Annotated in this window: 28 protein-coding genes; 12 read left to right on the forward strand and 16 right to left on the reverse strand. The window is 70.0% G+C overall.

Annotated features, from left to right (window positions below):
• Positions 1-62: 62 nt before the first annotated feature.
• From ABD785_RS23215 to ABD785_RS23225, 3 genes are all read right to left on the reverse strand, one after another.
• Entirely contained in the window at positions 63-326 is a 264-nt protein-coding gene (locus ABD785_RS23215) for a hypothetical protein (protein WP_344831855.1), read from the reverse strand.
• A gap of 120 nt (positions 327-446) precedes the next feature.
• A complete protein-coding gene (locus ABD785_RS23220) occupies positions 447-1,388 on the reverse strand; it encodes a sodium:calcium antiporter (protein WP_344831858.1) in 942 nt (313 codons plus the stop codon).
• A 255-nt stretch (positions 1,389-1,643) separates the two neighbouring features.
• The gene (locus ABD785_RS23225) at positions 1,644-1,808 is read right to left on the reverse strand and encodes a hypothetical protein (protein WP_344831860.1); all 165 of its coding nucleotides are present in this window, start codon (positions 1,806-1,808) and stop codon (positions 1,644-1,646) included.
• A gap of 513 nt (positions 1,809-2,321) precedes the next feature.
• Between ABD785_RS23225 and ABD785_RS23230 the strand changes: the two genes are divergently transcribed.
• Positions 2,322-2,630: a hypothetical protein gene (locus ABD785_RS23230; protein WP_344831861.1), complete on the forward strand. Its 309-nt coding sequence runs from the start codon at positions 2,322-2,324 to the stop codon at positions 2,628-2,630.
• Between the two features lie 574 nt (positions 2,631-3,204).
• Here the strand turns inward: ABD785_RS23230 and ABD785_RS23235 are convergent.
• Genes ABD785_RS23235 through ABD785_RS23250 form a run of 4 tightly spaced genes read right to left on the reverse strand, consistent with a single transcriptional unit; the run spans position 3,205 to position 4,454 of the window.
• The gene (locus ABD785_RS23235; RefSeq protein WP_425547810.1) at positions 3,205-3,333 is read right to left on the reverse strand and encodes a YnfA family protein; all 129 of its coding nucleotides are present in this window, start codon (positions 3,331-3,333) and stop codon (positions 3,205-3,207) included.
• Positions 3,334-3,364: 31 nt separating this feature from the next.
• Positions 3,365-3,655 carry a hypothetical protein gene (locus tag ABD785_RS23240; protein ID WP_344831863.1) on the reverse strand — a complete coding sequence of 97 codons (291 nt, stop codon included), beginning with the start codon at positions 3,653-3,655 and terminating at the stop codon, positions 3,365-3,367.
• Entirely contained in the window at positions 3,652-4,104 is a 453-nt protein-coding gene (locus ABD785_RS23245; RefSeq protein ID WP_344831865.1) for a MerR family transcriptional regulator, read from the reverse strand. The genes ABD785_RS23240 and ABD785_RS23245 overlap by 4 nt, the downstream gene beginning before the upstream one ends.
• Positions 4,101-4,454: a hypothetical protein gene (locus ABD785_RS23250; protein ID WP_344831867.1), complete on the reverse strand. Its 354-nt coding sequence runs from the start codon at positions 4,452-4,454 to the stop codon at positions 4,101-4,103. Before ABD785_RS23250 ends, ABD785_RS23245 begins: the two co-directional genes overlap by 4 nt.
• Positions 4,455-4,733: 279 nt before the next feature.
• Here ABD785_RS23250 and ABD785_RS23255 point away from each other — a divergent pair, with 279 nt between their 5' ends.
• Positions 4,734-5,252, forward strand: a complete 519-nt coding sequence (locus ABD785_RS23255) for a hypothetical protein (protein ID WP_344831870.1) — start codon at positions 4,734-4,736, stop codon at positions 5,250-5,252.
• A gap of 209 nt (positions 5,253-5,461) precedes the next feature.
• On the opposite strand, the gene ABD785_RS23260 is transcribed toward ABD785_RS23255, so the two are convergent.
• Positions 5,462-5,776 carry a hypothetical protein gene (locus tag ABD785_RS23260; RefSeq protein ID WP_344831873.1) on the reverse strand — a complete coding sequence of 105 codons (315 nt, stop codon included), beginning with the start codon at positions 5,774-5,776 and terminating at the stop codon, positions 5,462-5,464.
• Positions 5,777-6,331: 555 nt separating this feature from the next.
• Here ABD785_RS23260 and ABD785_RS23265 point away from each other — a divergent pair.
• The 4 genes from ABD785_RS23265 to ABD785_RS23280 all read left to right on the forward strand — a co-directional run bounded on the left by ABD785_RS23265 (position 6,332) and on the right by ABD785_RS23280 (position 10,759).
• A complete protein-coding gene (locus ABD785_RS23265) occupies positions 6,332-7,771 on the forward strand; it encodes a PLL family lectin (protein ID WP_344831876.1) in 1,440 nt (479 codons plus the stop codon).
• A gap of 88 nt (positions 7,772-7,859) precedes the next feature.
• On the forward strand, positions 7,860-8,978 hold the full coding sequence (locus ABD785_RS23270) for an alpha/beta hydrolase (RefSeq protein WP_344831879.1): 1,119 nt from the start codon (positions 7,860-7,862) through the stop codon (positions 8,976-8,978).
• 111 nt (positions 8,979-9,089) lie between these two features.
• Positions 9,090-10,214 (forward strand): hypothetical protein, encoded by a 1,125-nt coding sequence (locus ABD785_RS23275; protein ID WP_344831881.1) that lies wholly within the window; start codon positions 9,090-9,092, stop codon positions 10,212-10,214.
• A 35-nt stretch (positions 10,215-10,249) separates the two neighbouring features.
• Positions 10,250-10,759, forward strand: a complete 510-nt coding sequence (locus tag ABD785_RS23280; RefSeq protein ID WP_344831884.1) for a hypothetical protein — start codon at positions 10,250-10,252, stop codon at positions 10,757-10,759.
• An 83-nt stretch (positions 10,760-10,842) separates the two neighbouring features.
• Here the strand turns inward: ABD785_RS23280 and ABD785_RS23285 are convergent, their stop codons facing one another.
• Entirely contained in the window at positions 10,843-11,346 is a 504-nt protein-coding gene (locus ABD785_RS23285; RefSeq protein ID WP_344831887.1) for an HD domain-containing protein, read from the reverse strand.
• A gap of 118 nt (positions 11,347-11,464) precedes the next feature.
• On the opposite strand from ABD785_RS23285, the gene ABD785_RS23290 reads away from it, so the two are divergent.
• Positions 11,465-12,802, forward strand: a complete 1,338-nt coding sequence (locus tag ABD785_RS23290) for an FAD-binding oxidoreductase (RefSeq protein WP_344831889.1) — start codon at positions 11,465-11,467, stop codon at positions 12,800-12,802.
• A gap of 324 nt (positions 12,803-13,126) precedes the next feature.
• Here the strand turns inward: ABD785_RS23290 and ABD785_RS23295 are convergent, their stop codons facing one another.
• Complete coding sequence (locus tag ABD785_RS23295) at positions 13,127-14,362, reverse strand: PucR-like N-terminal domain-containing protein (protein ID WP_344831891.1); 1,236 nt, start codon at positions 14,360-14,362, stop codon at positions 13,127-13,129.
• A 243-nt stretch (positions 14,363-14,605) separates the two neighbouring features.
• A complete protein-coding gene (locus ABD785_RS23300; protein ID WP_344831894.1) occupies positions 14,606-15,070 on the reverse strand; it encodes a hypothetical protein in 465 nt (154 codons plus the stop codon).
• Positions 15,071-15,398: 328 nt separating this feature from the next.
• On the opposite strand from ABD785_RS23300, the gene ABD785_RS23305 reads away from it, so the two are divergent.
• Positions 15,399-16,070, forward strand: coding sequence for a hemerythrin domain-containing protein (locus ABD785_RS23305; RefSeq protein ID WP_344831895.1), 672 nt, complete (start codon positions 15,399-15,401; stop codon positions 16,068-16,070).
• Here ABD785_RS23305 and ABD785_RS23310 read toward each other — a convergent pair.
• Positions 16,054-18,354: an ATP-binding protein gene (locus ABD785_RS23310; protein ID WP_344831896.1), complete on the reverse strand. Its 2,301-nt coding sequence runs from the start codon at positions 18,352-18,354 to the stop codon at positions 16,054-16,056. The two genes, ABD785_RS23305 and ABD785_RS23310, sit on opposite strands and share 17 nt — an antisense overlap.
• Positions 18,355-18,472: 118 nt before the next feature.
• On the opposite strand from ABD785_RS23310, the gene ABD785_RS23315 reads away from it, so the two are divergent.
• Positions 18,473-18,877 carry a hypothetical protein gene (locus tag ABD785_RS23315; RefSeq protein WP_344831897.1) on the forward strand — a complete coding sequence of 135 codons (405 nt, stop codon included), beginning with the start codon at positions 18,473-18,475 and terminating at the stop codon, positions 18,875-18,877.
• Positions 18,878-18,893: 16 nt separating this feature from the next.
• On the opposite strand, the gene ABD785_RS23320 is transcribed toward ABD785_RS23315, so the two are convergent.
• Together ABD785_RS23320 and ABD785_RS23325 are read right to left on the reverse strand one after the other, a co-directional pair.
• A complete protein-coding gene (locus ABD785_RS23320) occupies positions 18,894-19,775 on the reverse strand; it encodes a right-handed parallel beta-helix repeat-containing protein (protein ID WP_344831899.1) in 882 nt (293 codons plus the stop codon).
• A gap of 116 nt (positions 19,776-19,891) precedes the next feature.
• Positions 19,892-20,311: a pyridoxamine 5'-phosphate oxidase family protein gene (locus tag ABD785_RS23325; protein ID WP_344831900.1), complete on the reverse strand. Its 420-nt coding sequence runs from the start codon at positions 20,309-20,311 to the stop codon at positions 19,892-19,894.
• A 173-nt stretch (positions 20,312-20,484) separates the two neighbouring features.
• Here ABD785_RS23325 and ABD785_RS23330 point away from each other — a divergent pair, with 173 nt between their 5' ends.
• Positions 20,485-22,827 carry a phosphoketolase family protein gene (locus ABD785_RS23330; RefSeq protein WP_344831902.1) on the forward strand — a complete coding sequence of 781 codons (2,343 nt, stop codon included), beginning with the start codon at positions 20,485-20,487 and terminating at the stop codon, positions 22,825-22,827.
• Positions 22,828-22,835: 8 nt separating this feature from the next.
• On the opposite strand, the gene ABD785_RS23335 is transcribed toward ABD785_RS23330, so the two are convergent.
• Entirely contained in the window at positions 22,836-23,504 is a 669-nt protein-coding gene (locus ABD785_RS23335; RefSeq protein ID WP_344831905.1) for a response regulator transcription factor, read from the reverse strand.
• Positions 23,505-23,644: 140 nt separating this feature from the next.
• On the opposite strand from ABD785_RS23335, the gene ABD785_RS23340 reads away from it, so the two are divergent.
• Positions 23,645-25,303 (forward strand): GAF domain-containing sensor histidine kinase, encoded by a 1,659-nt coding sequence (locus tag ABD785_RS23340; protein ID WP_344831907.1) that lies wholly within the window; start codon positions 23,645-23,647, stop codon positions 25,301-25,303.
• A 12-nt stretch (positions 25,304-25,315) separates the two neighbouring features.
• Here the strand turns inward: ABD785_RS23340 and ABD785_RS23345 are convergent, their stop codons facing one another.
• Complete coding sequence (locus ABD785_RS23345) at positions 25,316-25,744, reverse strand: universal stress protein (RefSeq protein ID WP_344831910.1); 429 nt, start codon at positions 25,742-25,744, stop codon at positions 25,316-25,318.
• A gap of 146 nt (positions 25,745-25,890) precedes the next feature.
• On the opposite strand from ABD785_RS23345, the gene ABD785_RS23350 reads away from it, so the two are divergent.
• Entirely contained in the window at positions 25,891-26,742 is an 852-nt protein-coding gene (locus ABD785_RS23350) for a universal stress protein (protein WP_344831912.1), read from the forward strand.
• Positions 26,743-26,787 lie beyond the last annotated feature (45 nt).

Below are 26,787 nucleotides of genomic sequence, written 5' to 3' on the forward strand. Positions count from 1 at the left end.
CGCTCGTGTCACCCGGCTGGCCAGTTCGTCTTCGCCGGTGGTTGTGTCGATCTTGATGGCGCTCAGTTCGAGGCGTTCGGTCTCCTCGAAAATTCGACGATCAGGGCGAAGCCTTCGCCGTGGAACCAGTGGAAGGTCTCGAACATCGTCTCCGGAGTTCGGTTCACCCAATCGGTCGAGTACACGTGCAGGCCGTGCTCGGCAGCGAGGCGGCGGGCGATGGTCGACTTGCCCGCGCCGCTACCGCCTCCGATCCAAGAGACATGCTTCAGCCGCGCCTGCACCATCGCAGCGTCGGAGGTCTCTTCGCGCTCGTCGGGTCGCATTCCTCCAGCATGCAGGTGGCCGCGGAGCGTGGTCGATCAGGCACGACGCCACCGAGTGTCCGCTCCTGTGGCCCGAGTGACGCACCAGGTCGCGTCGGGTCCTGCCGCGGTGGCGGGCGTTCAGATGAAGAGGGGAAGGGCCAGGAGGTAGATGCCGGTCAGGGCGGTCGCTTCGGGGCGGGTGAGGCGGTGGCCGCGGGTGAGGAGCGCCCAGGCCAGGGCGCTGACTCCGATCATCACGGTGGCGACCGGGACGGCCGTCGGGGTGGGGACGGAGGGGGAGGCGAAGGCGACGATGGCTCCGCCGGCGAGGCTGTTGATCAGGTTGCTGCCGAGCAGGTTGCCGACCAGGAGGTCGGCTTCTCCGCGCCGCTGTGCCTGCAGGCTGGTGACCAGTTCGGGGAGCGAGGTCCCGAACGCGACCAGGGTGAATCCGATGAACTGCTGTGACAACCCGAACCGGGTGGCGAGATCCACACCGCCCTCGACGAGGAGCTGAGCACCGGCCAGCGTTCCGACCAGGCCCAGCGCCGCCCGGATGATCTCGATGTGCGTCCGGTGGCCGGAGGAGGCGTCCAGGAACTCCTCCGTCTCTGCGGCCAGGACGTCGACCGGCTGGGAATGGGCGGTGCGCAGCATCCAGAAGAGCGAGGCCGCCAGGAGCACGGTGAGGATCAGGCCCGCGACGACGCCGAGCCCGGTCAGGAGCAGGATCCCGAACACCGCGACCGCGCCGACCGACAGGGGCGCCTCGCGTCGGAGCACCGAGGAGCGCACCAGGACCGGGGCGAGGATTCCGGACAGGCCGAGGATCAGCGTCAGGTTGACGACGTTGGATCCCACCAGGTTCGCCACGGCCAAGGCGCTCTGTCCGCCGGCGGCGGCCGAGCCCGACACGAGGAGTTCGGGGGCGCTCGTGCCGAGCCCGATCACCAGGATTCCGACGGTGACGGCGGAGACGCCCGTCTTCCTGGCGGTACGGGCGGAGCCGAGAACGAGCTGGTCGGCGGCGTAGGTGAGCAGCGGCAGCCCGAGCAGTACGAGAAGAATCGCGATGGCCATGGGAGGCCTTCCGGGTCGGGGACAAGACCGCCGACCAGACTTCCCGGCACACCTGACTTCGAAGGTAGCCCCATTCGGCTCGCAGGAAAAGAGATTTTCAAGTGGTGCGGCGAGCCCGATGGTCAACGCTGTCCGTAGGAATCGCCTGTCTGTGGGACGGGGCGTCCGACCGAGAGCGCCGCTCTCCGTCCCGTCCGCTCCGCCGCGCCCTGGGCCGCAAGCCAACAGGACCGTCGGGCCGCGACATTCGCGTGGTCAGGTCGCCGGGTGCCAGACGCTGAGCCCGCCGAAGGAGATCGACCGGTTGCCGGGGGAGTCGACTGCGACGGCCAGTCCGATGCCGCCCACGGTGAGTTCGCTGTCGAGGATCGAGACGACCTGCACACCGTTCACGAGCAGCCGTAGCGAGTCCGCGGACATGACCGCGGTCCTGTCACAGCGGAAACGGCGCCCAGTACCGCTTCCTGGACCTCGAGACGGCCCGGCTCGAGGCCACCCGATCCCGCGTGACGCGGTCGGGACGAGTGCCGACAAACGGCGCGTCCGAGTCCTTAACGCGGTCCTCGAGTGTGAGGTCGCCCCAAGGTGCGCACCACCGCCGGCACTCCCGGCTGGGCAGCACCTCACCGAGAGAACGCAGGGAGCACGACCGCTGCCGCTCTGGAACCTGAGTCCACTATCAGGAGGAACGCTCACCCTTGGTGACGGGACACATCGAAGGGCGTGCGATCCAAACCTGCGCATGGCGGGGCTGTCCTGGGAAGAACTGCACGAGGTGGCTTCTCACGCCCGATGAGCCAAAACGTAGCGGTGCCGCTACTTTTCGTCACGATGTGTGGTTCTCATACTGAGGCGCATGGCGTACCCGCTCAGGGGCGTCGAGAGCAATGTCTGGTTCGCCCGCAGCAGTGCATCGAGATGAGGAGAGACCATATGAGACGTCTCGCGAACATCGTCATCGCCCTGTCCGTCGCGGCCGCTGCGGGCGTCGTGGCCTTCGCGACTCCGGCCGCTGCCACCACCACCGTGAACTGCTTGCTGGGCTTCCATGTGCAGACCACCCTCACCGCCGTCCGATGCAGAGATACCGGAGGCTCGAACGCGCCCTACAGGGTGATCGCCGGCCCCGTCCTCGCCGTCTACTTCTGCCAGAGCCGCCTGCTCGACCAGGGCGAGGACGGAGAGCTCCTCGACATCTACAGAAGCTGCACCAGATCGCCGATCGGCAGCCCGGAGGAGTAGAGCAATGAAGCGCCCCGCGTTCGCTAGAGACTTCCGTTCCCTGCCAAGTACATCTGCCTCCATGCTGGTCGTTGTGGCGCGTGATGACCACTGCTCAGGAGCTCATCGACTCGTTCGACCCTGAGGAGGCTTTCTCCTGGCCGACAACTTCGCCGAGGCCTCGTCGGGATGGTCGAATGCCGGTGGGCCGGAAATCACCATCGAGTAGTGGCTCTTCCCTCACAAGTTCATCTGTTCATGCTCTGGCCGCGTCTTGTCGGCGGCGGTGCGACAGAACGTCCGATCCCTAGCGAGCTCCACCGGGGGCGCGCCCATGAGCATCGAGAACCCCGAGACGGCAACGATTCAGGCAATCCACACGCTGTTGGCCGAGGCCGGCGATGGGGAGGCTCACCGGTGCGTACGTCGGCGCAGGGACGCCTGCTTTCGCGACGGTCCACCCGCAGCCCGAGATCAGGTTGTTGGACCGGTAACCGCTGGCAGGCGCAGATGGGCAGTCCGTGGTGGAGGCCGCCCATCTGCGTGTTAGGCCTGCTGACCGCCGAGGACCGGCTTCGGGCCTGGGGCTCGTGGATCAGGTGCGGGGCGCGTCCATGATGACAAGGACGCCGATCAGGCAGATGACGGCTCCGGTGACGTCCCATCGGTCGAGCTTGAACCCGTCCATGACCATGCCCCAAGCGAGGGATCCGGCGACCCTCATGATCGGTAACCTATCGGCCCCTCGCCGCTGGTCAGACTGGGGTGGTGGCGCATCCGCAGCCGCTCTGCCCGCCGCAGCCGCCTCCGGTCTCGGTGGTCTTCGCGCAGCTTGTCCGGTGCGAGCGTCTCCAGGCCGCGAACGCGAACACTCCTGCCGCCGCAGCGGCCAGGACGCCCGCGATCAAGGGCATCTTGTCGGCCAGGAGCACTGCGCCTCCGCCGGACAGGATCCCGGCGGTGACGAGGATCGGCAGAGCGCAGCAGGCCACGCACGCCACGGCGGCCATCAGGCCCAGGCCTGTGCCGGTTTTCGAGGACGTCATGATCCCTCCGCGGTGGTCCGGTCGGGGTGGGCGAGCTCGACGAACGGCAGTGGGCAGCACTGCGCCTGCGCGCATTCCATGAGGTCCGAGCAGCCCGCCTCGACGGTCTGCTGCAACGCCGTTTTGATCACGGTGAGGTCGTTGATGCGTTCCTCGACCTCGATCAGTTTCAGCTTCGCCCGCTCGGCGAGTGCCGTGTCGGTCTGGCCGTGCTGGTGAGTGGCGGTCTCCAGCAGGTCGGCGACCTCGTCCAGGGTGAACCCGAGTCGCTGCGCGGCCTTGATCACCCGCAGGACCGTGACGGCCTCGGCGGGGTACAGGCGGTGGCCGCCCAGCGTCCGGCCGGGTTCGGCGAGCAGGCCGCGGCGTTCGTAGTAGCGCAGCGTCTGGAGGTTGACGCCGGCGGCGTCGGCGAGCTGGCTGCTCCGGAGCCCGTCGTATCCGCTCATCCGGTCCAGCCGTCCGCGACGACCGCAGGCGGGGTGTTGCGCTCAGCGAGCGTCTGGAATCCGTCCAGCGTCGGCGCTGCCTCCTCCGGCGCCGCGATCGACACCACCAGGCCGTCCCCTGTGCGGTCGTAGGTGAAGGTGAGGAACGCGCAGCACTGCTGCTCGGCCGCGAACAGCTCCCGCACCTTCTCCTCCTGGCTATCGTCGACGGCGAACGTCAGCCGCAGCAGCAGAGGCTCCCGCTCCAGGATGGTCAGGTGCTCGGCGAACAGGGCCTCGAAGTCCATCAGCCGGTCGACCATCTTGTTCGGCGTCAGCGTGCACATGATCGGCAGATCAGAACCAGGCATGACCAGCTCCTCCTCGGCCGCCCCGGTGGCGGCCACACATCACGGTAAGCCTGTACCCAGGTACCGGATGCAAGGCTTGTTCTCATGGCCGCGTCGTGTTCTTTGACGATTTCAGCGTCACGAGTTGTCTGAGCTCGCGGAGCGGTGTTCTGGTGGGCAATGGTCTTCTTGAGCTTGGCGACGGTGTCGCGCAGCTGCGGCGATACCGGCCGGCTTGAAGCCTGTGTATCCGCAGCTCTTCATCGAAGTGAAGGACCGGTACTTCAGGAACTGCATGAGATGACCGAGCTGCCCTACGAGTCCGAAGAGGAATTCCAGAAGACGCTCGCGTTCCGCCCTCGGCTCCTGGATTTCGGGACGTTGAGAGACGGTTCGGCGCGACGGCTGGTGCTGGTGGGAAGGGAGATCGGCATTCCGGCGAGCGAGCTGAGCGGTGCCGCCTTCAGCCTGGACCACCTGTTCGTCGACGCTGATGCGGTGCCCACCCTGGTGGAGGTGAAGAGGGCCGCCGACACTCGGTCCCGGCGCGAGGTCGTGGCGCAGATGCTCGACTACGCCGCCAACGGATCGCGCTACTGGTCCGCCCAGCTGCTCCGCCGGTTCTTTGAGGACACCTGCCGACGTGACGGCACCACCCCCGAGGAGATCTACCAAGGTGCACTGGGCGGATACGATCCCGCCGTGTTCTGGGACGACGTCGGGGGCAACCTGCTCGCCGGACGGCTGCGCCTGCTGTTCGTCGCCGACCAGATCTCAGTCGAGCTGCGCGCGATCGTGGCCCTCGGTCGGTATCGATGATCTTGCCGCGCATCCGGACCACATCGTCACCCTGACCCGCGCACTCGACCGGCTCATCGACCAGGCGCGATCGAGCGACATCGTCGCCGAGCACTGAGCCGCCTCAATATTCCAGCCGGCTGTTCGGCACACGCCGCTGATTTCAAGGACGAGCAGTGGGATCTCGCCATATTTCGTGATGGATGCGGCTTCCAGGGGCACATTCGGGGTCACTTGTTGGCTGGTGTGTAGCGAAGGATTCCGTCACTGAGCATGAGGTATCCGGCCCAGCGTTCTGCAGGCGGGTTTCCGTCGATCTTCTTGTGGATAGTGCTGGCGATCGTGGCCAGCCACTCATCGAGCGGATGGCGCCAGGTGAGGGATGGTTCACCGCTGTCATCGTCGAAGGGGAAGCCGTCGCTGATCCTGGGTTCGGTGCGCGCCAGGGCGCCGAGCGGAAGATAAAAGTCGAGCCAGTCCGGGCCGTGTTCTTCCCGGACCGCGACGCAACCGCAGACGGTTCGGCGACCGGCGGGGAGCTGCACCGTCGTCGGTGAACTTGGTGGGATCAGACATGGTCGGGGCCGCCGTTCTGCGTCGCTCGTAAGGCGAGTCGCAGGCTATCTTGCCGCGGTCAGCAGGACTCATTGACGCAGCAGGGGCATCCGGCGCGTCCGAACATCTGGCGTTTGATCATCTTGAGGTGGATGGCGCGTCCTTCGACGGGGGCCCGAGTTCCAGGTGAGGTGCGTTCACGTTCATCGGAGAGACGGCGTCTGTTCCAGCGTGGGGGGATGTGGCGTGGATCCGGGCAGACCTCAACGCAGAGAATCTCTTGCTAATAAACAGTCATGTCTGTTTGACTGGGTTCGCACGATCGCTTCAAGGGCGCACCTGAGATCGGCTTTCCCCGTCCATTCGGCACTCCGTGAACCGCGGCATGGAGTGTCATCGGCGACTCGGTTGGGTCGCCATGCCGTTGAAAAGTGGGAACTGCAGTGAGATCTGGCAAGGATTCGTTCTTTCGAAAGGTATTTTCCATCCTTTTCGCGGGGCTGGTTGCCTTCGCCGGGGTTGAGCTCATCTCGAGTGCGCCGGCCGTGGCGGACTCCGCGCTCGGCGGTCCGATCACGCGCACCGAGGTGATCGCGCGGGCCCAGATCTGGGTGGATCAGCAGCCCGGGCCGTACGACCAGGGCGGATGGTCGCCCGGACCCGGCGGAGACAAGAACTACCGCCGGGACTGCTCCGGCTACGTCTCGATGGCGTGGCATCTCGACGGCAGCCCGGGGACCAGCCTGATCCCCAACTACGCGACAGAGATCCCGCGGAGCCAGCTACGGGCGGGCGACGTCCTCAACTCCTTCTACGACCATGTCTTCCTCTTCCACAAGTGGGACGACGACCAGGGCGGATTCTCCTACTACAGCTTCGGCTCCACGCCCGTGCGGTACCTGCACGCGAACATCAACAACGCCTATCTCGACGGCCACCCCAACGGCGACTACAAGGCGCTGCGCTACGACAACATCATCGACGACACGGCCCCGCCCGCGGTGAAGCACCCGTACGTGTCGGGACGTGTGGTGTCCGGACGGTCGGCCGACGGCCGCCTGGAGGTGTTCGCCGCGGGCGCGAACGGCGTCTCGCACGCGTGGCAGACGGAGGTCAACGGCGGCTGGTCGGCGTGGGAGAATCTCGGCGGGCCGACCAACGCCCAGCTGGCCATCGCCCCCAACCCCGACGGCCGCCTGGAGCTGTTCGCCCTCTCGGCCACGACGTTCGACCACATCTGGCAGACCGCGCCGAACGCGGGCTGGTCGTCCTGGGCGAACTTCGGGACTGGCGGCTACCGGGTCGCGGCGGGCAACAACGCCGACGGCCGGATCGAGGTCTTCGCCTCCAACCCCAACGGCGTCTTCCACAGATGGCAGAACGGCCAGGCGACGTGGTCGGGCTGGGAGGGCACCGGTGGTCCCGGCAACTCGCGGCTGGCGATGGAGGCCGCGACCGACGGCCGTCTCGAGGTCTTCGCGCTGTCGGACTCGACGTTCAAGCACCTGTTCCAGACGGCCGTCAACGGCGGCTGGTCGGCCTGGGAGGACTTCGGTGACGGAGGCAAGGAGGTCACCGTCAACCACAACTCCGATGGACGGCTCGAGGTCTTCGCGTCGAACTCCAACGGCGTGTTCCACCGCTGGCAGACCAGCCTGACCGAGTGGTCGGCCTGGACCGGAACCGGCGGCGGACCGGCCGATGCCAAGCTCTCCAGCACCCGCACGACCAACGGGCGGGTCGAGGTGTTCGCGATGAACGGCCAGACCGCCGAGCACATCTGGCAGACCGGCCAGAACGCGCCCTACTCGGCCTGGGAGAACTTCGGCGGCGGCGGCACGAGCGTCACCGCGTCCAACAACCTCGACGGCCGCATGGAGATCTTCGGCACCAGCAGCGCCGGCGTCTACCACCGCTGGCAGACCAGCCCGACCGAATGGTCGACCTGGAACCACGTCAACGGCCCCGGCCCGTCCATGCCGTGACACCGACCGGTCCTCCGCAGCCGCGCAGGGCTGCGGAGGACCCTGCCCACCCGGTGGAAATACCAGCTTGTCTATGAGAGGAGCTCTCATGAGGACGCGTTCGTCCGCCTCCCCACGCGTGTCCCGTCCCTTCAAGCGACTTCTCGGGGTGCTGGCCGCGGCCGCTCTGCTGATGCCGGTCGCGCCCGCCCATGCCGCGCAGCGGCCGGCGCTGACCGACCAGTTCGGTCTCACCCAGGTCAGCAGCGCGGCCAGCACGGCGTCCACCAACACCGACACCAACTTCGTGATCACGGTGACGACGCCGCAGGTCGCCGGCGAGCAGAACATCCGGATCATGCTGCCGTCCGACTACGCGGCCCATCCCACCAAGCGCTATCCGGTGCTGTACTTCCTGCACGGCTCGCCCGACGACCCGTCCTCCGCGTTCTACGGCAACGCGGCACTCGCCGACGCCGAGGGCATCATCAAGGTCGTGCCGGACGGCGGCAACCGCGGCTGGTACGCCAACTGGGTCAACCAGAACACCGCCGCGGGCGCCGCGAACTGGGAGAACTTCCACATCAACCAGGTGATCCCCTTCATCGACGCCAACCTCCGGACGATCGCCACCAAGCAGGCCCGCGCGATCGCCGGCATCTCGATGGGCGGCTTCGGCGCCTTCCACTACGCCCAGCGGCACCCCGACCTGTTCAGCCAGGTCGGCTCCCTGTCGGGTGACCTGGAACTGGGCGCGAACCAGATGTCACTGCGCCTGGTCGTCGTCGCGTCCCTCACCAACGTCACCGGCGCCATCTGCGCCTCCAGCTCCGGGACCGTCGCCTGCGACGGCAACGCCTACGCCCCCGGCGTCGACAGCGACGCCCTCTTCGGCTCGCCCTACCCGGTGCTCAACGCCGACTGGCGCTGGAACAAGGCCGACCCCGTCGCCAACGCCGCCAAGCTGAGCGGGATGGGCATCCACATCTACATCGGCAACGGCGACGGCGGCGTCCACGACGTCCGCGAGTGGCTGATCGAGAGCGCCTCGGTCCACATGAAGGCCAAGCTCGACTCCCTCGGCATCCCCGTCCACTACGAGAACTACGGCAACGGTGCCGACTGGGGCACGTACTGCGTCGGCGGCGGCCACGAGATCGGCTGCTGGTACGAGGACCTCCTCGACCTGATGCCCCGCCTCCAAGCCTCCCTCACCCCCGCGGCCTGACCCAGGACGGTCCCGCACCCACCCCTTCGGCCGGCTTTCGACGCCCGGCCGGGGGGCCTCTTCATCTGAGGCATGATGGGCGGATCATCCGTAGGTGTCCTGTGGGGTCTCGTGAAGCTGTTCGCTGCGGTCGTGCTCGTCGGTGCGCTGGTTCCCGTTCCGGCGGATGCGGCCGCCGGTTCGTTCTTCAGGACCGTCAAGGGGGTGCGGGCGACACCGGCGGGGCTGGTGATGACCGGTGCCCGCTCGGGTTTCTCCTTCTGGACGAGAACTCTGGGAGAGGGACGGGAGCCGCTCGCCTACCGGTGGGACGGCAGGGCCTGGCGTTCGTCGAAGCTGCCGTCGGGGCTGGCGGGGGTGAACCTCGAGCTGGTGGAGGACGCCTCGGGTCCGGCCAATGTGTGGGCGGCCACCAGCGTCGGACTGTCGGACGCGAGCTCCGGCGTCGTCGAGGGCTCGTCGTCACAGGTGATCCGCTGGGACGGCCGGGCTTGGCGGAGGGCCCGGGTCTTCGACCGCACCCGGATCGAGGGGCTGCTGACGCGCGGTCGCTCTGATGTCTGGGCGTGGGGCCGGGAGCACGATGCCTCCGGGCGTCCGGCGGCTTATGTCTCCTGGCACTATGACGGTCGTTCCTGGGCTCGCCGGGTCGGCCGCAAGGGGCCGTCAGGTGGTGCGTTCCGGGCGCGCGGCGGGCTGTGGTCCGTCGTTTCCGGTGCCGTGCCCAAGCTGCGGCAGTGGCAGGGGGGACGGTGGCGCTCCCGGACGATCCCGCTCCCCAAGGGCACACGCGGAACCGCGCTGACCGCCGGAGGCTCCGGAGCCGGCAACAAGATCGTCGTCGGGCTCACGTCCGAGCGTACGGTCAAGGGGCATCCCGCGATCTCCACCTATGTACTGATCTGGGACGGCAGGCGCTGGCGCACGGAGAAGCCGAAGCAGGCCCAGGGGCGGAGCATCCACGGTTTCATCCCGGACGGCTCCGGCGGCATCTGGGCCATGGCCTACGTCACCTCCTGGTACGGCCCGGACTTCCACCTCCACCTCCTCCACCGCTCCGCGAAGGGCGTCTGGCGGCAGCGCACCGTCGGGCAGAAGGAGGGCTGGGTGACCTCCTGGGCCCTCGTCCCCGGCACCAAACGCGTCGTCGGCCTCCTGGAGATGACCGAAGGCTGCTGCGAGGGCCTCATCGCCGTCTCCCGGAAGAAGGATCCCGCACGGGCGTTCCCCGGTTGATGACGGGTTTGGAGCCCGCCTGGCAGACTCCCCCCATGTTCGAGCTGACCGACGCCTTCCTCCGGCCGCTCACCGGCGTGATCCGGTACTACCGGGCGGATCTCGAGCACCCTGTCGCCGGAACGTGGAGCATCGAGATACCGCTCGCGCCCTTCTCCGCGGACGACGAGTACGACCCTGCGACCTTCCGGCCCGGTCCCGGCGGGCCGACGCTCATCGAAACCGAGATCAGCCTGGACTTCGTCAAGTTGCCGGGTGAGGGCCTCGCCGCCCTGAACCAGCAGGTCTTCGACTTCCCTGCGGCCTTCAACGAGGGCTTCATCGACGGCTCGATCTATCTCGTGGCCACGCACAATCGCGTGAGCGTGACGCGTATCGGCTTCGGCCAGGGCGACGAGCAGATCAGCGCCAGGCTGCAGGTCGCCTTCGACTTCGAGAAAGCCCGAACCGGAATCCGTAACCGCACCGCGGAGCTGGAGGCCATGCTTCTGTTCCAGCTCGTCGACAGTCTTCCCGCGCGCAAGCCGCCAACGCAGCCGGGGTAGCGGAATCGACAGTGGGTTCCTCATCTTCTGAGGCCGCACGATCCCGCGGGCGCCGTCTCCGGGGCCCTTGGACGAGGGCCAGGTTAAGCATTCCCGGCGCGAGGTCCATGATGCTGCAACGTGCGCATGTTGTGCAGGCGGTCGAGGAGCTTCAGGGTGAAGGCGCGGTCGTCGGCGCCGCCTTCGACGTCCGGGCCGATCATGCGGTCAAGTTCGGTGAGCCGTTCGACGAGGGTGGCGTCGCGGCCGATGTCGTCGATGACGTCGTGCAGGAGCGCGGCGCAGACGAGGGAGCGGTCGAGGCGGGGGTCGATGACGCTCGCCGCGACGGTGACGGGATGGGTGAGGTAGGGGTCGCCGCGCTTGCGACGCTGCCCCTTGTGCCAGCGGTCGGCGCACGCGAACGCTCGCCTGATCAGATCACGGTCCGTGGCCGGTATGTCCTCGGGGAGCCGGGACAGGAGCGTCTCGAACAGGGCCGCGTTCACCGGGTCGCCGGGCCGGGGCTGGTGATCCGGCCCCGGGATCGCCGGGCGTTCCCGAGGGCGGCGCGAGCCTTGACCCGTCACACGTGGACTGTTCGCCATGTGTCGGACTCTATGGAGGCTGTGCGGAGGGTCATATCGCTTGAGTGCCAGGTTCGGCTGACCGCGGAAGGCCGATTCGTTCAAGACCCGTGGAGCGCGGTGCGCCTACCTTGGTCGGGTGAAAGCGAACAGGGGGCCGGTCGTCCGGCCAGGGGAGAGCGGCTACGACGAGGAGCGGCTGGGGCTGAACCGGGCCGTGGAGTCCCGGCCCGCGGTCGTCGTCGGCGCGGCCGGCGAGCAGGATGTGGTGGACGCGGTGCGGCTGGCGGCGGACCGGGGGCGGGCCATCGGCGTCCTCGCCACGGGGCACGGGCCCTCGGTCTCCGCCGACGACGCCGTGCTGATCAACACTCGGCGGATGGACGGCGTGACCGTCGACGCCGCCTCCGGGACCGCGCGGGTCGAGGCAGGGGCCCGCTGGGAGCGGGTTCTGGAGCTGACGGCCGGGCATGGTCTGGCGCCGCTGAACGGGTCGAGCCCGAACGTCGGCGCGGTCGGTTACACGGTCGGCGGTGGTGCGGGACTGCTCGGCAGGAGGTTCGGCTTCGCCGCCGATCATGTGCGGGAGCTGCGGCTGGTGACCGCGGACGGGCGGCTCCGCACGGTGACGGCGGAGTCAGAGCCCGACCTGTTCTGGGCGGTGCGCGGAGGCAAGGACAACTTCGGCCTGGTCACGTCCATGCTGATCGACCTGTTCCCGGTCTCCGAGCTGTACGGCGGCGGCCTGTACTTCCCCGGCGAGTCGATCACCGAGGTGCTGCACGGCTACGCGGAATGGAGCCGCGGGGTGCCCGAGGAGATGGCCTCCTCCGTGCTGTTCGCCCAGAACCCGGACCTTCCCGGCGTGCCGGAGCCGTTGCGCGGCCGGTTCGTCGTGCACGTCCGGGTCGCTCACAGCGGCGGTCCGGCCGAGGGCGAACGGCTGGTCCGGCCCCTGCGCTCGCTGGCCCCGGCCCTGCTGGACACCGTCCGGACGATGCCCTACGCCGAGGTCGGCACCATCCACCACGAGCCCGTCGCGGAGCCCTACGCCTCCCACGACCGGAACCTCCTGCTGCGCGAGCTCACCCCGGACGCCGTCGAAGAGATCATCTCCGGGGCGGGCCCGGGCTCGGCCTTCGTCACCGAACTGCGCCACTTCGGCGGTGCCTACGCCCGCCGGCCGCGCGTCCCCAACTGCGTGGGCGGCCGTGACGCCGCCTACTCCCTCTACACGGGCGCGGTCCCCGACCCCGGCACGCTCCACGCCCGCGACACCTTCCTGGCCCGCCTCCACCCCTGGTCCACCGGAGCCGTCAACCTCAACTTCGCGGGCCCCGAGAACACCACGCCCACCCAGGTGGCCTCCGCTTTCACCCCTTCCGACCACGCCCGCCTGACCCACCTGAAGTCCCGCTACGACCCCACCAACCTGTTCCGCGTCAACTTCAACATCCCTCCGGCCCCCTCACCCTGATCCGTCGCCGCGGACGAAGGAGATCTCTCCGTCGGCCCACCGCAGGAAGGCCGAGGAGAACCGCTCGCCGACGGGCAACGGGAACGCCGATTTCGATAGCGGTGGCGACCAGGAACCCCTCGACGGGCTGGTCCGGCCGGTTCCGTCGCAGCCGGGAGCGCAGTCCGATCGCGAGACGGCCTCCGGCGGCAGCCATCACCTCGACGACCAGCTGGGTCACGACCTCTACCAGCACGATGCCCCCCGAATGCGATGGTTTCGACCATCATGCGGGAAGCCCCGTGGCCACGGAACGCCTTGCGGGCGGACGTTCCGGCCGGGCTTCTACGGCTCGGGTTGCGGGTGCTGGGCGCGGACGCGGTAGAGGGCCCAGGTGCGCAGGGCGAGCTGCATGTCGATGCGCCAGCGGGGGTCGTTGAGGTCGGTGTCGAAGAGGCTCTCGAGCTGGCGCATGCGGTAGCGGACGGTCTGCGGGTGGATCTGGAGGCGTTCGGCGATCTCCGGCAGCGACGAGCCGCTGTTCAGCCAGGTCAGGAGGGTTTCCAGCAGGGGGGTGCGGCGGCTGGCCGAGATCCCGTCGAACGCGGCCAGGGATCTGTCCATGAGCAGCGTCGCGCAGGCCTCGTCGCCGAACAGGTGCAGGGTGGCGAGGTGGTCGTCGCACCGGACGGCGCCCCCTTCGGCCGTCAGCAGGCCGCCGTCGACCAGCGTGAGGGCGCGCCGGGCCAGCCGCAGGGAGAGGGTCGCCTCCGCGAGGGGGACGACGGGGCCGAGCGCGTGGACGATCCCGTTGAAGGCGCGGCGCAGCATCGCGGTCCTGCCCGGAAGATCCGGCGACGGGACGAGCATGAACGGGTCGGCGCGTTCGAAGTCGCACAGGACGTCCTGGTCCAGGCCGATGGGGCGGTGCGTCTCGTGGCTGAACCGGTCGCCGAGCGCGACGCAGGCCACCTGCTCGGGAAGGTGCCACGAGGCCTCCGCCGCCAGGTCCCGCAGGGTGTGCCCGTCGTGGGCCGCCTCCTTGACGAGGACCTTCGCGAGGTGCAGGCGCCGCTCCTTGAACAGGTTGGCGGGCTCGTTCCTCAGCTGCTCGAAGATCTTCACGGAGGCGGTCGAGACGTCCTCCAGGCGGTCGAACAGGATCCTGGCCAGGACGTACAGCTCGTCGGGCGCGACTCCGGCCTCTCTCCCTGCGAGGGACAACCGGCCCCAGACGATGCGTGCGCCGACCTGGTAGGCGGCCAGCAGCCCGGTGAGGGTGTGTCCCTGCAGGAAGGCCCGCGTCACGAACGCCCGGTGGGTCTGGCGGGCCGTTCCCTGGACGGGCGGCAGGCTGACGAACCTTCCGTCGATGAACTCGTCGAAGAAATCGGTGAAGCCCTTGAGGGCGTAGGCGGTGCCTTCGTCGTCGAGCATTCCGCTCAGCTCGGGAACCTGTTCGCGGATCGCCGTGACGACCTCGACCGCGAGAGCTTCCAGCTTGGGGCGGATGAACCCTTCCAGAAAGGAGGGGGGCAGTTCTGTGGGCGTATCCGCGAAAGCTTGGAAAGGCTCCGGCATGCGATTCCTCGATTGTTCGGGGTGGATCTTGACGCACGGCACGGCCCGAGGGCTGCTGTGCACCCGCATAGCTTGCACTCTCCGGGCTTCGATGGGAAGCGAGACCCATGAAGTCGCGGCCCTACCCGCCGGTTCGAACATTCGAGACAAAACGGGTCGGTCGAATGCTGCTTTATTGGAGTTCTCGTCAACGCCTCGGGGCCGGGCGGGGCCCCGAGGGGGTCCCGCCCGGTGTCACGATCGTCAGTGGAAGGTGAAGGAGGCGGTGTCGACCGTCGTGGTGGCCGGGCACAGGAAGAGGCCGGAGACCTTGGACGCGGAGAACGGCCCGCCGGTGTAGGTGCGGGTCGTTCCGTCCCGGGTGACGGTGGCGTTGGTGACGCGGTAGGTGCAGGAGATGCCGAGCGCGCCGCCGATCACGTCGATCCGGGCGGACGAGGCGGTGCCGGCGGTGTCGTCGAAGGTGATGGTCGGGGAGTTGGCGAGGGTCAGGCTGATGCCGCCGCCGCAGGTCGGGACGACGGTGGTGCGGTCGACGGTCAGCGAGCTGGGCGGGGTGTCGCTGGTGGCGGCGGTGAAGGTGCAGGAGAAGCCGAGCGCGGTGAGCGCGCCGTCGACCGTTCCGGGGGCGGCGTGGGCGGGGGCCGAGGCCAGTCCGACGGTCGCGACCGCGGTGGCGAGGCTGGTGAGCATGATGCGGGGCTTCATGCGGGTCCTCCTTGGACACGTGCAAACGAGATTTCGGGGGTGGGATGCGAAATGCCGTTCCTGGCTTGGCGCGGCATTCCTGCCTCTCGAGAGGAACGCGTTCGCGGCAAAGGTAAAGCAATTGTGCCCGCCGGGTCAATACTAAATTGACAGCATCGGCGGAAAGGGGGAATTGTAAGAGAACGTGCATAGATCGACTTTTCTATTTATGTCAAAGTTCAGAACTGGCGGGTAAGGGGCGAGTGGTGATCGTCAGGTGGTGAAGTGTGGGCCTACTGGGGTGGCTCTGTGGGTTCTCGCGCCGTGCTCGGACGCCGACGCTTGAGCCATGGACATCACCACGGAGAACAGGTCATCGGTCATCGACGTGCACGACATGGTCGTGGTGCATCGGGCCTTCAGGCGCGAGCTTCGGCTGGCGGGGGAGCTCGTGCGGGGCGTCCCGGCGGGGGAGCTGCGCCGCGCCGCCGTCGTCACGGAGCACCTGCGGCTGGTGCTCATCGGGCTGCACCTGCACCACGGCGGGGAGGACGAGATGCTGTGGCCGCTGCTCCTCGAGCGGGCCGCGCCGTCCGCCGCCCTGATCGCGCGGATGGAGGACCAGCACGGGGAGGTCGGATCCCTGATCTCACAGATCGAGACGGCGCTCGGACGGTGGGAGGCAGAGAGCCGCCCGGCGGCGGGCGAGGAGCTGGCGGCCCTCACCGATCGGCTGGCGGCCGTTCTGGTCGAGCACCTCGACGAGGAGGAACGGGTCATCCTGCCGCTGGCGGCGCGGTGCCTCAGCCGGGAGGAGTGGGAGGCGCTCGGACAGGCCGGGGTCGCCAAGATGACCAAGGCCCAGCTGCCGATCATGTTCGGCATGATCATGGAGGACGCGACGCCCGGGGAGCGCAAGGAGATGCTCGGAGCCCTGCCGGTGCCGGTGCGGGTGCTGCTGCGGACCTGGGGGGCCCGGGCCTACCGGCGGTACGTCGGCCGGGTCAGGGACGGGCGCTGATCCGGGGGATCAGTTCGAGGAGCTCGTCGACGCGGAGGGCGGCGCCCCGCTGCCAGGCGCGGTGGAAACGCTCCTCCGGCAGACGTCGGCGCAGGGCGTCCAGCTGGGCGTCCGCTGCGTCGGCGTCGGGACGGAAGGACACCTTCAACAGGGTCGTCTCAGCGGTCGCCGCGGCGGAGGCGAACAGCGAGACCGCGAGTTCCGGGTCTCCGTGGCGGGCGGCGACTCCGGCGAGCGCGGACAGTGAGTAGACCAGGGGCCAGGTCGTCCCGACATCGGCGGCCAGGCGGACGGCGTCGGTCAGATGGCGGAGGGCCGCGGGGGCGTCGTCGAGCTGGAGCGCCAGGGTGGCCCGCATGTTCAGGATCGTGGCCAAGGTGAACGGGCCCGTGGCGGTGGGAGCGGCGTCGAGCGCGGCGCCGCTCGCGCCGAGATCGCCCTGGAGCAGGAGGAGCTGCGCCTCGACGATGCGGGCGTGCGCCACCGCCCACGGGTCGCCCGTCGCGTGGGCCAGTGACCGCAGTTCCCCGATCCGGGCCGCCGCCTCGGGCAGGTCGCCCGCGAAGACCGATCCCATGCACCACAGGATCAGGGCATCGGCCAGGAGGTCCCGGTCGGTGGTCTCCCGCGCCTCCGCGACGGCCGTCTCCGCCAGGGCCCTGACCGCGCCGATGTCGCCGGTCGCCAGCCGCAGGCCCGCCAGGGCGACGCGGGCCGAGGCCCGGCCGTGACGGTCGAGGCCCTCCGCGCCGGCCAGGTCCAGAACCTGCTCCCACCAGAGCAGCCCCTCCCCGGCATGGCCGCGGAGCGCCCAGTACAGCCAGGTGTCCCCGCCGAGACGCGCGGCGGCCGAGAGGTCGCCCGAGCCGATCAGGGCGCGGAGCGTCGCACGGAGATTCGCGTGCGCCCCCTCCAGCCGGTCCAGCCATGTGCCCTGGCCGGGGCCGCGCAGCCCGGCGCGGGCGTCCCGGCAGATCGCGACGTAGTGCCGGGTGCGCCGCTCGGACAGATCGGCGGCCTCGTCGGCGTCCACCAGCGCTGCGGCATAGAGGCGGACCGGCTCGAGGAGCCGGAAGCGGGCCGGTGAGCCGAGTCCGACGGGATCGGCCGGCGACACCAGGGACTGTTCGACCAGGCCGTCGAGCGCGGACAGCACGGGAGCGCTCGTGATCGCCTCGACGGCGTCGAGGTCGAAGCCGCCCCGCAGGACCGACAGGGCCCGCAGCAGGGTCTGCTCCGCGCCCGTGAGGAGCTGGTAGCTCCAGTCCAGGGTCGCGCCCATCGTGCGCTGCCGGGCCGGGAGGTCGCGCAGACGGGCCGAGCCCAGTGCCGCGTCCAGCCGGGTGAGGAGCTGGGCCGGTGGAAGATAACGGACATGGGAGGCGGCCAGCTCCAGCGCGAGCGGCAGCCCGTCCAGCTGCCTGCAGATCGCCGCGACCGCCGGGGCGTTGCGCTGGTCGATCACGAAATCGGGTGCGACCGCCCGGGCCCGGTCGGCGAACAGCTGCGCGGCGGCCGACCAGGTGATCGCGTTCACCTCCTCGCCCTGGGGCAGGCCCAGCGGGGCGAGGGGGTACTCCTGCTCGGCGCGGATGCGCAGTGCGGCCCGGCTCGTGGCCAGGATGACCAGCCCCGGGCAGCGGCCGAGGAGACCGGCGACGTCCGGGGCGATCTCCAGCAGATGTTCGAGGTTGTCCAGGACGAGTACTTGCTCGCGGTCGCCGAGGAACGCCGCGACCGCGTCCGCGAGGTCGCCGGTGACGGCCCGGAGCCCGATCGCCCTGGCGACGGTCTGCGGCACCAGGTCGGCGGAGGGCACCGAGGCCAGCTCCACCGCCACCGGTTCGGCTCCTCCGTCACCGCGCAGCGCCGCGGCCACCTCCCACGCCAGCCGGGTCTTGCCCACTCCGCCGGGTCCGGTCAGCGTGACCAGGCGTGCGGGCCCGGACCGGAGGAGCGCGACGACCTCGGCGAGCTCCCTGTCCCGGCCCAGGATCGGGGTCGGGGGCAGCGGAAGCGAGAGGCGTCCGGGCGGCGGAGCGGGGACGGGCCTGCCCTGTGCCGCCGAGGCCAGCACCCCGCGGTCCTGCTCGTCCAGGCCCAGCGCCTCCGCGAGCGCCCGGACGGTGTTGGGGTACGGACGCCGCCGCTCGCCGCGTTCCAGCGCGCCGATCGCCTTGGCGGTCAGCCCCGCGCGCTCGGCGAGCTCCTCCTGGCTGAGCGCCGCCGCCTGGCGGAGGCGGCGGAGGTGCGCGGCGAACGCGCCCAGGTCAGCGGAGGTCATGCCCGAGATCGTAGAACAACGGATGTGGCGGCCGTGTGGGTGCGCTGTGGGTGTCCGCCAGGCCGGCGGTGATCGAGACTCGGCTCATCGGCACCGACGATCCAGAACAGGAACCGCCATGACCCTCACCGCCCCCGCCCGCCGCCAGGCCACCGGCTCGCGCCAGATCTTCCTGGTCCTCGCCTCCGCCTTCACCCTCTCCGTCACGCACACCGTCTACGCCTGGGCCTCCGGCCTGGAGAGCCCGGACTTCACCGTCCGGTCGCCGCTCACCTGGCTCTTCTACGGGGTGGCGTTCGCGATGACGGCCCTGTCGCCGGACGCCCGCCGCTGGGCGCGCTGGACGGTCCAGATCTTCCTCGCCGTGATGCTCCTCATCAGCGTGTTCGTCTATCCCCAGACCTTCGAACCGCACCAGCAGACCGTCTTCGGCTGGTTCGAGAACGACGTCTACGTCGGCCTCCTCATCCTGGCGGCCTACCTCAGCACCCTGCGCCTCCGCCAGGTGGACGTCGTCAACTGAGCCCCGGGCGCGATGATCAGTTCGCGCATCCGGCGATGCCGCCCGCGGGCGCGCAGTTGTCGGGGGCGTTGCCGGTGATCCCGGCCCAGAACAGCTCGATCCTGCCGCCGGGACCGTAGATGCCGCCCCCGCCCTGCTGGGTGGCGGCCACGTTGTCGGTGATGCGGCTGCTGAGCACGGTGACCGCGCTGCCGGTCGTGCTCAGGCCGCCGCCGCGCGCGGCCCGGTTGCCGCTGACCGTGCTGCTGACCAGGCTGAGCGCCGAGTTCCCGTCATTGCCGACGCCGCCGCCCCAGCCGCCGCCGGTGTTGCCGGTGATCGACACTCCGATGAGGGTGGTCGCGCCCGCGGCCCTGTTCTCGACGCCGCCGCCGTTGTTCGCCGAGACGTTGGCGCGCAGGAATCCTCCGCGCATGGTCAGGGTGCCGGTCGCGTTGTCGATGCCGCCGCCCTGGCCCGTCGCCCGGCTCTTCTCGACGGTGACGTCGACCAGGGTGACCGTGCCGCCCTCACTGAGCAGGGCGCCGCCGCCGCTCGCCAGGCCGCCGCTGATCGTCGTGCGCTCCAGGGTCAGCGTTCCGCCCCCGGTCACGTGCAGGATCCGGAAGGGCGGGCCGGAGATGCGGGTCAGGACGGCGTTCGCCGAGGAGATCCGGACGTCCCCGGTGATCGGCGGCAGCCCGTCCTCGCCGCTGTCGGGCGTCGTCAGCCGGTAGGCGCATCCCGGCGCGAGGACGACCGTGCCGTCGGTGGCGTTCGCCTGCCGGATGGCGGCCCTGAGCGCGGGGACGTCGCCGCAGGGCACCTGCTCCCGGGCCTGTGCCGGACCGGCGAACAGGAGTCCGAGCGCCGACACCGCGAGAATTCCGGCCGCACCGTTCCGCCGCGCTCTGTTCACAGGGGGCTCCAAGAGTGGGCACCGTCGGGAGGGCGTGTTCGTCCCCGATCAACCTAGGGACGGCCGGCCAGGGGAGATAGGCCGCCAGATGCGAACTCCGGTGCGGGGCTTGTCTCTCAGCTACAGAGGGCGCCGACGATACGGCGGCCGGACACGATGCGCCCGGTGATCTCGACATAGTGGTCGCGGGGGCCGGGCGTCCAGGTGTCGATGGCCAGCCGCGCGGCGCGGGCCAGGGCGGCGGGGTCGGTGATCGGGCGGGCCTCACCGATGAGGGTGACCGACCAGCCGGCCCTGGTGCCGGGATCGAAGGAGTCGGCCTCGAAGGCCACGACGGAGCCCCGGGTGGCCAGGGCGAGCTTGGCGCCGGGGCTGGTGCGCAGGACGATCCGGTCGTCGTCCAGGCCGAAGATGACGGGCTGGATCGCCGGCAGCGCCTTGTCGGTGAAGACCACCCGCCCGAGCGGGACGGTGGCCAGCAGCCGGAGGCATTCCTCGCGGTCGAGGATCTCCAGACCCTGGGCGTCGATGTGCATGAGCCCATCCTCGGTTCGATCCGCCCGCACGGGGCAGGGCCCAAAGTCCCCTCCTTCCGGTCTTTCGCCGGGGGGAGACGGACCTTGGGCCCTGCCGCCCGATCGCGGCCCGCTGCTGTGCTGAGGGGACGACCCGACCAGGGCGACGCCGATCTTCCGACAAGTGAGGAACCATGACCGACCTGAAGCTCGTCGACGCCTGGTGGCGGGCGGCGAACTACTTGTCCGCCGGCCAGATCTACCTGTCGGGCAATCCGCTGCTGCGCGAGCCGCTGCGCCCCGGCCACATCAAGCCGCGCCTGCTGGGCCACTGGGGAACCTCGCCCGGCCTGACCTTCTGCTACGCCCATCTGAACCGGATCATCCGTGAGCGCGACCTGAACCTGATCTATGTGATGGGCCCTGGGCATGGCGGCCCGGCCGCGGTCGCGGGCGCCTGGCTGGACGGCACCTACAGCGAGGTCTATCCGGGTGTGTCCCAGGACGAGCGGGGGATGGCCCGGCTGTTCCGACAGTTCTCCACTCCCGGCGGCATCCCCTCGCACGTCGCGCCGGAGACGCCCGGCTCGATCCACGAGGGCGGTGAGCTCGGCTACTCCCTCGCCCATGCCTATGGTGCGGCGTTCGACAATCCCGATCTGGTCGTCGCGTGCATCGTCGGCGACGGCGAGGCGGAGACCGGACCGCTCGCGACGAGCTGGCACTCGACCAAGTTCGTGGATCCGGTCAGGGACGGCGCGGTGCTGCCGATCCTGCACCTCAACGGGTACAAGATCGCGAACCCGACGGTTCTGGCCAGGATCCCCGAGGCCGAGCTGGTCAGCCTGCTGGAGGGCTACGGTCACAAGCCCTACGTCGTCAGCGGCGACGATCCGATGACCATGCACGAGAAGATGGCCGCCACCCTGGACGAGGCCGTCTCGGAGATCGCCAGGATCCAGGCCGCGGCCCGTGAGGGCGGCTCCACCGGACGCGCCGCCTGGCCGATGATCATCCTGCGGACCCCGAAGGGCTGGACGGGCCCGCGCGAGGTCGACGGGGTGCCCGTCGAGGGAACGTGGCGGGCCCACCAGGTGCCGCTCTCCGGAGTCCGCGACAACCCCGAACATCTCGCCCAGTTGGAGGAGTGGCTGCGCTCCTACCGTCCCGAAGAGCTCTTCGACGACCAGGGACGCCCCGTCGCGGCCCTCCGGGAGCAGGTACCCGCGGGGGACCGGCGGATGAGCGCGAGCCCGCACGCCAACGGCGGCCTCCTGCTGAAGGAACTCGACCTGCCCGACTTCAGGCGGTACGCCGTCGAGGTCGCCTCCCCCGGCGCGACGTCCGCCGAGGCCACCCGCGTCCTGGGCGGGATGCTGCGGGACGTCATCACCGGAAACCCCAGGACGTTCCGGGTCATGGGCCCGGACGAGGTGGCCTCCAACCGGCTTTCGGACGTCTTCGAGGTCACCGACCGTGTCTGGGCGGGCGAGATCCTCCCCGGCGACGAGCACCTGGCGCCGCGCGGCCGCGTCATGGAGGTGCTGAGCGAGCATCTGTGCCAGGGCTGGCTGGAGGGCTACCTGCTCACCGGACGGCACGGCCTCTTCACCACCTACGAGGCGTTCGTCCACATCGTGGACGCGATGTTCAACCAGCACGCCAAGTGGCTGAAGGTCACCCGCGGCATCCCCTGGCGGCGGCCGATCGCCTCGCTCACCTATCTGCTGTCCTCGCACGTGTGGCGGCAGGACCACAACGGCTTCACCCACCAGGACCCCGGCTTCCTGGACGTCGTGGTCAACAAGAAGGCCGAGGTCGTCCGGGTCTACCTGCCGCCGGACGCCAACACCCTCCTGTCGGTCATGGACCACTGCCTGCGCTCGCGCGACTACGTCAACGTGGTCGTCGCGGGCAAGCAGCCCGCCCCCGCCTGGCTGACCATGGACCAGGCCGTCGCCCACTGCACCCGCGGCATCGGCATCTGGGACTTCGCCAGCAGCGACCAGGGCGCCGAACCCGACGTCGTCATGGCCTGCGCCGGAGACGTCCCCACCCTGGAGACCCTCGCCGCCGTCGACCTCCTCCGCCGCGAACTCCCGGATCTGAAGGTCCGGGTGGTCAACGTCGTCGACCTGATGCGGCTGATGCCCGACACCGAGCACCCCCACGGCCTCACCGACCGTGACTACGACGCCCTGTTCACCACCGGCAAGCCGGTGATCTTCGCCTTCCACGGCTACCCGTGGCTCATCCACCGCCTCACCTACCGCAGGAATGGCCACGCCGACCTGCACGTGCGCGGCTACAAGGAGGAAGGCACCACCACGACCCCGTTCGACATGGTCATGCTCAACGACCTCGACCGCTTCCACCTCGTCATGGACGTCATCGACCGCGTCCCCGGCCTCGCGGTCAGGGCCTCGCACCTGCGCCAGAAGATGGCCGACGAACGCCTGCGGCTGCGCGCCCACACCCGCGAGCACGGCGAGGACGCTCCGGAGATCACCGGCTGGACGTGGCCGGGGGAGGGGTGAGAACGGGCTCAGTCTCCGTCGCGGCGGCCGGCGGAGGCGGCCTTCAGCTGGGCGGCGAAGGCCGCGGCCTGGGTCCGGCGGCTCATCGCGAGCTTGGCGAACAGCCCGGAGACGTAGTTCTTGACCGTCTTCTCGGCCAGGAACATCCGCTCGCCGATCTGCCGGTTGGTCAGGCCCTCGCCGATCAACTCGAGGATCGTCCGCTCCTGGGCGGTCAGCGCGGCCAGGGGATCCTTGCGGTTCTCGCGCTCGCGGATGCGGTGCAGCATCTGCGCCGTGGAGCGCGGATCCAGCAGCGACTGCCCGGCGGCGACGGTGCGTACCGCTCCGACCAGATCGGAACCGTGGATCTGCTTGAGCACATAGCCGGAAGCCCCGGCCATGACGGCCTCGAACAGGGCCTCCTCGTCGGAGAAGGAAGTGAGCATCAGGCAGCTGACCTCGGGGAGACGGGAACGGATCTCCCGGCAGACCTCGACGCCCGTGCCGTCGGGCAGCCGCACGTCGAGCACGGCGACGTCCGGGAGCGCGGCGGGGATCCGGGCGAGGGCCTGGGCGACCGTTCCGGCCTCCCCGACGATCTCGATGTCCCCCTCGGACTCCAGGAGCGCCGCGACGCCCTTGCGGACGACCTCGTGATCATCGACGAGGAAGACACGGACCGGACCGGCACCCATCGGCTCCACCCTTCCGAAAAGCCTCTGGCAACAACGTATCCCGGCACCGTGGCGGGACGCCAAGTGCGAAGGGCCCGCCCGGAACAGGACCAAGGTCCCCTCCGTTGGACGCCGCCGCCACCGGGCGGTACACATGGGGGATGAGCGAGGACGACCACCACCGGCTGATCCTGCCCCAGCTGGTCCGGTCGGCCAGGGACCGCACGCACGCCCTGCTGGAGGCCGTCGTCTCGATCGGCAGCGATCTCGATCTCGAGACCGTCCTGCGCCGGATCACCGAGGCCGCGACCACCCTGGTCGACGCCCGCTACGGCGCTCTGGGAGTGATCGGCGACGACGGCGAGCACCTCGTCCAGTTCGTGACGTCCGGCGTCACCGACGAGCAGATCGCCCGGATCGGGCACTGGCCGCACGGGCACGGCATCCTCGGACTGCTGATCAAGGAGCCGCGTCCCCTGCGCCTCGGCGACCTCGCCGCGCATCCCGAGTCGGTCGGGTTTCCGGCCGACCATCCGCCGATGAAGCGCTTCCTCGGAGTCCCGATCCGGGTCCGCGAGGAGGTCTTCGGCAACCTCTACCTCACCGAGAAGGCCGGGGGAGGGGAGTTCGACGAGGAGGACCAGGCCGTCGTCATCGCCCTGGCCACCGCGGCGGGCGTCGCGATCGAGAACGCCCGGCTGTATGAGGAGAGCCGCCGCCGTGAGCGCTCACGCCAGGCGACCTCGGAGGTCTCCACCGCGCTGCTGTCCGGCAGCCCGCCCGACGATGTGATGAGCCTGGTCGCCGACAGGGCCCGCGCCATCTGCGACGCCGACCTGGCCACCGTGTCGATCTGCGACGAGAGAACCGGCGAGTTCGTGATCGAGGTCGTCTCCGGAAGCGGCGGCGACGGCCTGACCGGCCTGCGGCTGCCCCTGGACCGGACCCTCGGCGGCGCCGTCTACCGGACCGGGGAACCGCTGCTGCTCCCCGACGCAGGGGCCGCGGGCGTCGGGGCGGGGATCACCGATAGGGCCGAGATCGGGCCCGCCCTGATCGTCCCGCTGGGTACCGAGCACGCCGTGCGGGGCGTCCTGGCCGTCATGAACCTCCCCGGACGGCCCCGGTTCAACGAGACGGCCGTGCGGCTGCTGGGTCCGTTCGCCGCCCAGGCCTCACTGGCCCTGGAGCTGGCCGAACGCCGCCGCGACGCCGAACGGCTGTTCCTGCTCGAGGACCGTGACCGCATCGCCAAGGACCTGCACGACACGATCATCCAGCGGCTGTTCGCGACGGCCATGCAGCTCATGAGCGCGGTCAAGCTCACCGACAAACCCGACGTCGCCCGCCGGATCCAGCGCAGCGTCGACGACCTGGACGACACCATCCGCCAGATCCGCTCGACGATCTTCGCCCTCCAGGCCGTGCCCGACGAGGAGAGCCTGCGCAGCAGGATCCACACCATCGTCGACAACGCCGCCGGAGTGCTCGGCTTCGCCCCCTCCGTACGGCTCGACGGGCTCCTCGACACCGCGGTCGGCAAGGGGATCACCGAGCATCTGCTCGCCGTCGTCACCGAGGCGCTGTCGAACATCGTCCGGCACTCGGGCGCCCGGCGCGTCGACGTCGCCGTGGACGTCACCGACGCCGTCGTCCTGCGCATCGAGGACGACGGCCGAGGCATCCCCGAGGGGGGCCGCCGCAGCGGCCTGCGCAACATGGCCGACCGGGCCGAGGCCCTGGGCGGGACCTTCGCCACCGCCGGCCGCGAGGGCGGCGGGACCATCCTCACGTGGCGGGTCCCCCTCCACCGCTCCTGAACGCATCGACGATCACCCGCGGTCGCCGGAAACGGCCCGCCCGGAGCAGATGACGATCTCGCAGGGGGCGCCGGAGACCAGCCGGGGCACGACGGCCCCGCTGAGCGGCCCGCCGGACCCGGAGCAGGAGCCCGCGCCGACCACGAGAAGCTCGGCGTTCCGGGCGGCCTCGACCAGGACGGTCACCGGATCGCCGGACACGACGTGCAGACGGGTCGTGACGTGCTGCGCGGCCGGCAGCCGTTCGGCCACGCTCCCGCGGAGCCGCAGCCAGGCGGCGAACCGGCCCACCGGGTTCGCCGCGGCGGGAGAGGCCAGGTAGACCTCCAGCCGTGCCCGGCGTCGCTCGGCCTCGCGGGCGGCGCGGGCGAGCGCGGCGTAGGAGTTGGGGGATCCGTCGACGCCGACGACGACACGGCGGGGGTCGGTGGTGAGTCGCATGAGCTGCCTCCTGGTTCACCGCCAGCCTCGTCCGGCCGCCGGCGATCCGGCAGGGGCTGTGCGGCCTCCGGCGGGGGGACCTTGGTCCTTTTCGGGCGTGACCTCCGGATCTGCCGCCCGGCCGCCGCGAGGAGCAGGCTCGGCGCATGAACAGGACAGAGACAGTGATCGTCGGCACCGACGGCTCGGCGGCCGCGGGCGCCGCCGTCGTGTGGGCCGCCGACGAGGCCGTCCGCCATGGACGGTCCCTGCGCATCGTGCATGTCGAGCAGCCGTGGGTCTTCGGCCTGCCCGACGTCCCTTCGGCGGAGTTCACCGAGGCCAGGGCCGCTCAGTCCGGCCAGGCCCTCGAGGAGGCGAGGAGTCTTGCGGCGGAGGGCCGTCCGGGGCTGGAGGTGACCATCGAGAACGTCCGCGGCGACCTGATCCGCACCCTCGCCGACCTCGCCCCGCAGGGAACCGAGCTGGTACTGGGCAGGCGCGGCCACGGTGCCTTCGCCGATTTGCTGCTCGGCTCGACCAGCCTGCGGCTGGCCGGGCACCTTGCCCGTCCCGTCATCGTGGTCCGCGGCGGCACCGCCCCGGCACGGGGCGAGGTCGTCGTCGGAGTGGCCCTCGACCACAACCCGAAGGCCGCCCTGACCTTCGCCTTCGCCGCGGCCAGGGCGCGCGGCGCGCAGGTACGGGCGATCCATGTCTGGGAGGTCTCCGACGCCATCGCGCCGCTGGTCAGGGATGAGCAGGGCTTCATCGACCCGCTCGACCGCCTGGCCGACCTGATGGCGCCGTGGAGGGAGATGAACGACGACGTCAAGGTCGTCGAGGAACTGTCCACCGGGCAGCCCGTCGCCGTGCTGACCGAGGTTTCGGCGGGCGCTGACCTCCTCGTCGTGGGCTCCCACGGACGCGGCCCGCTCACCGGTGCCCTGCTCGGCTCCGTCGGCCACGGCGTCCTGCACCACGCCCACTGCCCGGTGGCGGTGATCCCCACTCACTGAAGATTATTCACTTTTGTGGATCATTCTGCCTATGGTGTGTGACAG

Source organism: Actinocorallia longicatena, from assembly GCF_039534125.1.
GTDB lineage: Bacteria > Actinomycetota > Actinomycetes > Streptosporangiales > Streptosporangiaceae > Actinocorallia > Actinocorallia longicatena.

Excerpts from the sequence above, each read along its gene's own strand:
- ABD785_RS23335 (WP_344831905.1), bottom strand. The coding sequence starts at position 23,504 with ATGGGTGCCGGTCCGGTCCGTGTCTTCCTCGTCGATGATCACGAGGTC.
- ABD785_RS23255 (WP_344831870.1), top strand. The coding sequence starts at position 4,734 with ATGACCGAGCTGCCCTACGAGTCCGAAGAGGAATTCCAGAAGACGCTC.
- ABD785_RS23350 (WP_344831912.1), top strand. The coding sequence starts at position 25,891 with ATGAACAGGACAGAGACAGTGATCGTCGGCACCGACGGCTCGGCGGCC.
- ABD785_RS23230 (WP_344831861.1), top strand. The coding sequence starts at position 2,322 with ATGAGACGTCTCGCGAACATCGTCATCGCCCTGTCCGTCGCGGCCGCT.
- ABD785_RS23220 (WP_344831858.1), bottom strand. The coding sequence starts at position 1,388 with ATGGCCATCGCGATTCTTCTCGTACTGCTCGGGCTGCCGCTGCTCACC.
- ABD785_RS23325 (WP_344831900.1), bottom strand. The coding sequence starts at position 20,311 with ATGCACATCGACGCCCAGGGTCTGGAGATCCTCGACCGCGAGGAATGC.
- ABD785_RS23235 (WP_425547810.1), bottom strand. The coding sequence starts at position 3,333 with ATGAGGGTCGCCGGATCCCTCGCTTGGGGCATGGTCATGGACGGGTTC.
- ABD785_RS23285 (WP_344831887.1), bottom strand. The coding sequence starts at position 11,346 with ATGGCGAACAGTCCACGTGTGACGGGTCAAGGCTCGCGCCGCCCTCGG.
- ABD785_RS23315 (WP_344831897.1), top strand. The coding sequence starts at position 18,473 with ATGACCCTCACCGCCCCCGCCCGCCGCCAGGCCACCGGCTCGCGCCAG.
- ABD785_RS23295 (WP_344831891.1), bottom strand. The coding sequence starts at position 14,362 with ATGCCGGAGCCTTTCCAAGCTTTCGCGGATACGCCCACAGAACTGCCC.
- ABD785_RS23345 (WP_344831910.1), bottom strand. The coding sequence starts at position 25,744 with ATGCGACTCACCACCGACCCCCGCCGTGTCGTCGTCGGCGTCGACGGA.
- ABD785_RS23250 (WP_344831867.1), bottom strand. The coding sequence starts at position 4,454 with ATGCCTGGTTCTGATCTGCCGATCATGTGCACGCTGACGCCGAACAAG.
- ABD785_RS23305 (WP_344831895.1), top strand. The coding sequence starts at position 15,399 with ATGGACATCACCACGGAGAACAGGTCATCGGTCATCGACGTGCACGAC.
- ABD785_RS23215 (WP_344831855.1), bottom strand. The coding sequence starts at position 326 with ATGCGACCCGACGAGCGCGAAGAGACCTCCGACGCTGCGATGGTGCAG.
- ABD785_RS23300 (WP_344831894.1), bottom strand. The coding sequence starts at position 15,070 with ATGAAGCCCCGCATCATGCTCACCAGCCTCGCCACCGCGGTCGCGACC.
- ABD785_RS23330 (WP_344831902.1), top strand. The coding sequence starts at position 20,485 with ATGACCGACCTGAAGCTCGTCGACGCCTGGTGGCGGGCGGCGAACTAC.
- ABD785_RS23280 (WP_344831884.1), top strand. The coding sequence starts at position 10,250 with ATGTTCGAGCTGACCGACGCCTTCCTCCGGCCGCTCACCGGCGTGATC.
- ABD785_RS23270 (WP_344831879.1), top strand. The coding sequence starts at position 7,860 with ATGAGGACGCGTTCGTCCGCCTCCCCACGCGTGTCCCGTCCCTTCAAG.
- ABD785_RS23225 (WP_344831860.1), bottom strand. The coding sequence starts at position 1,808 with ATGTCCGCGGACTCGCTACGGCTGCTCGTGAACGGTGTGCAGGTCGTC.
- ABD785_RS23245 (WP_344831865.1), bottom strand. The coding sequence starts at position 4,104 with ATGAGCGGATACGACGGGCTCCGGAGCAGCCAGCTCGCCGACGCCGCC.
- ABD785_RS23310 (WP_344831896.1), bottom strand. The coding sequence starts at position 18,354 with ATGACCTCCGCTGACCTGGGCGCGTTCGCCGCGCACCTCCGCCGCCTC.
- ABD785_RS23340 (WP_344831907.1), top strand. The coding sequence starts at position 23,645 with ATGAGCGAGGACGACCACCACCGGCTGATCCTGCCCCAGCTGGTCCGG.
- ABD785_RS23240 (WP_344831863.1), bottom strand. The coding sequence starts at position 3,655 with ATGACGTCCTCGAAAACCGGCACAGGCCTGGGCCTGATGGCCGCCGTG.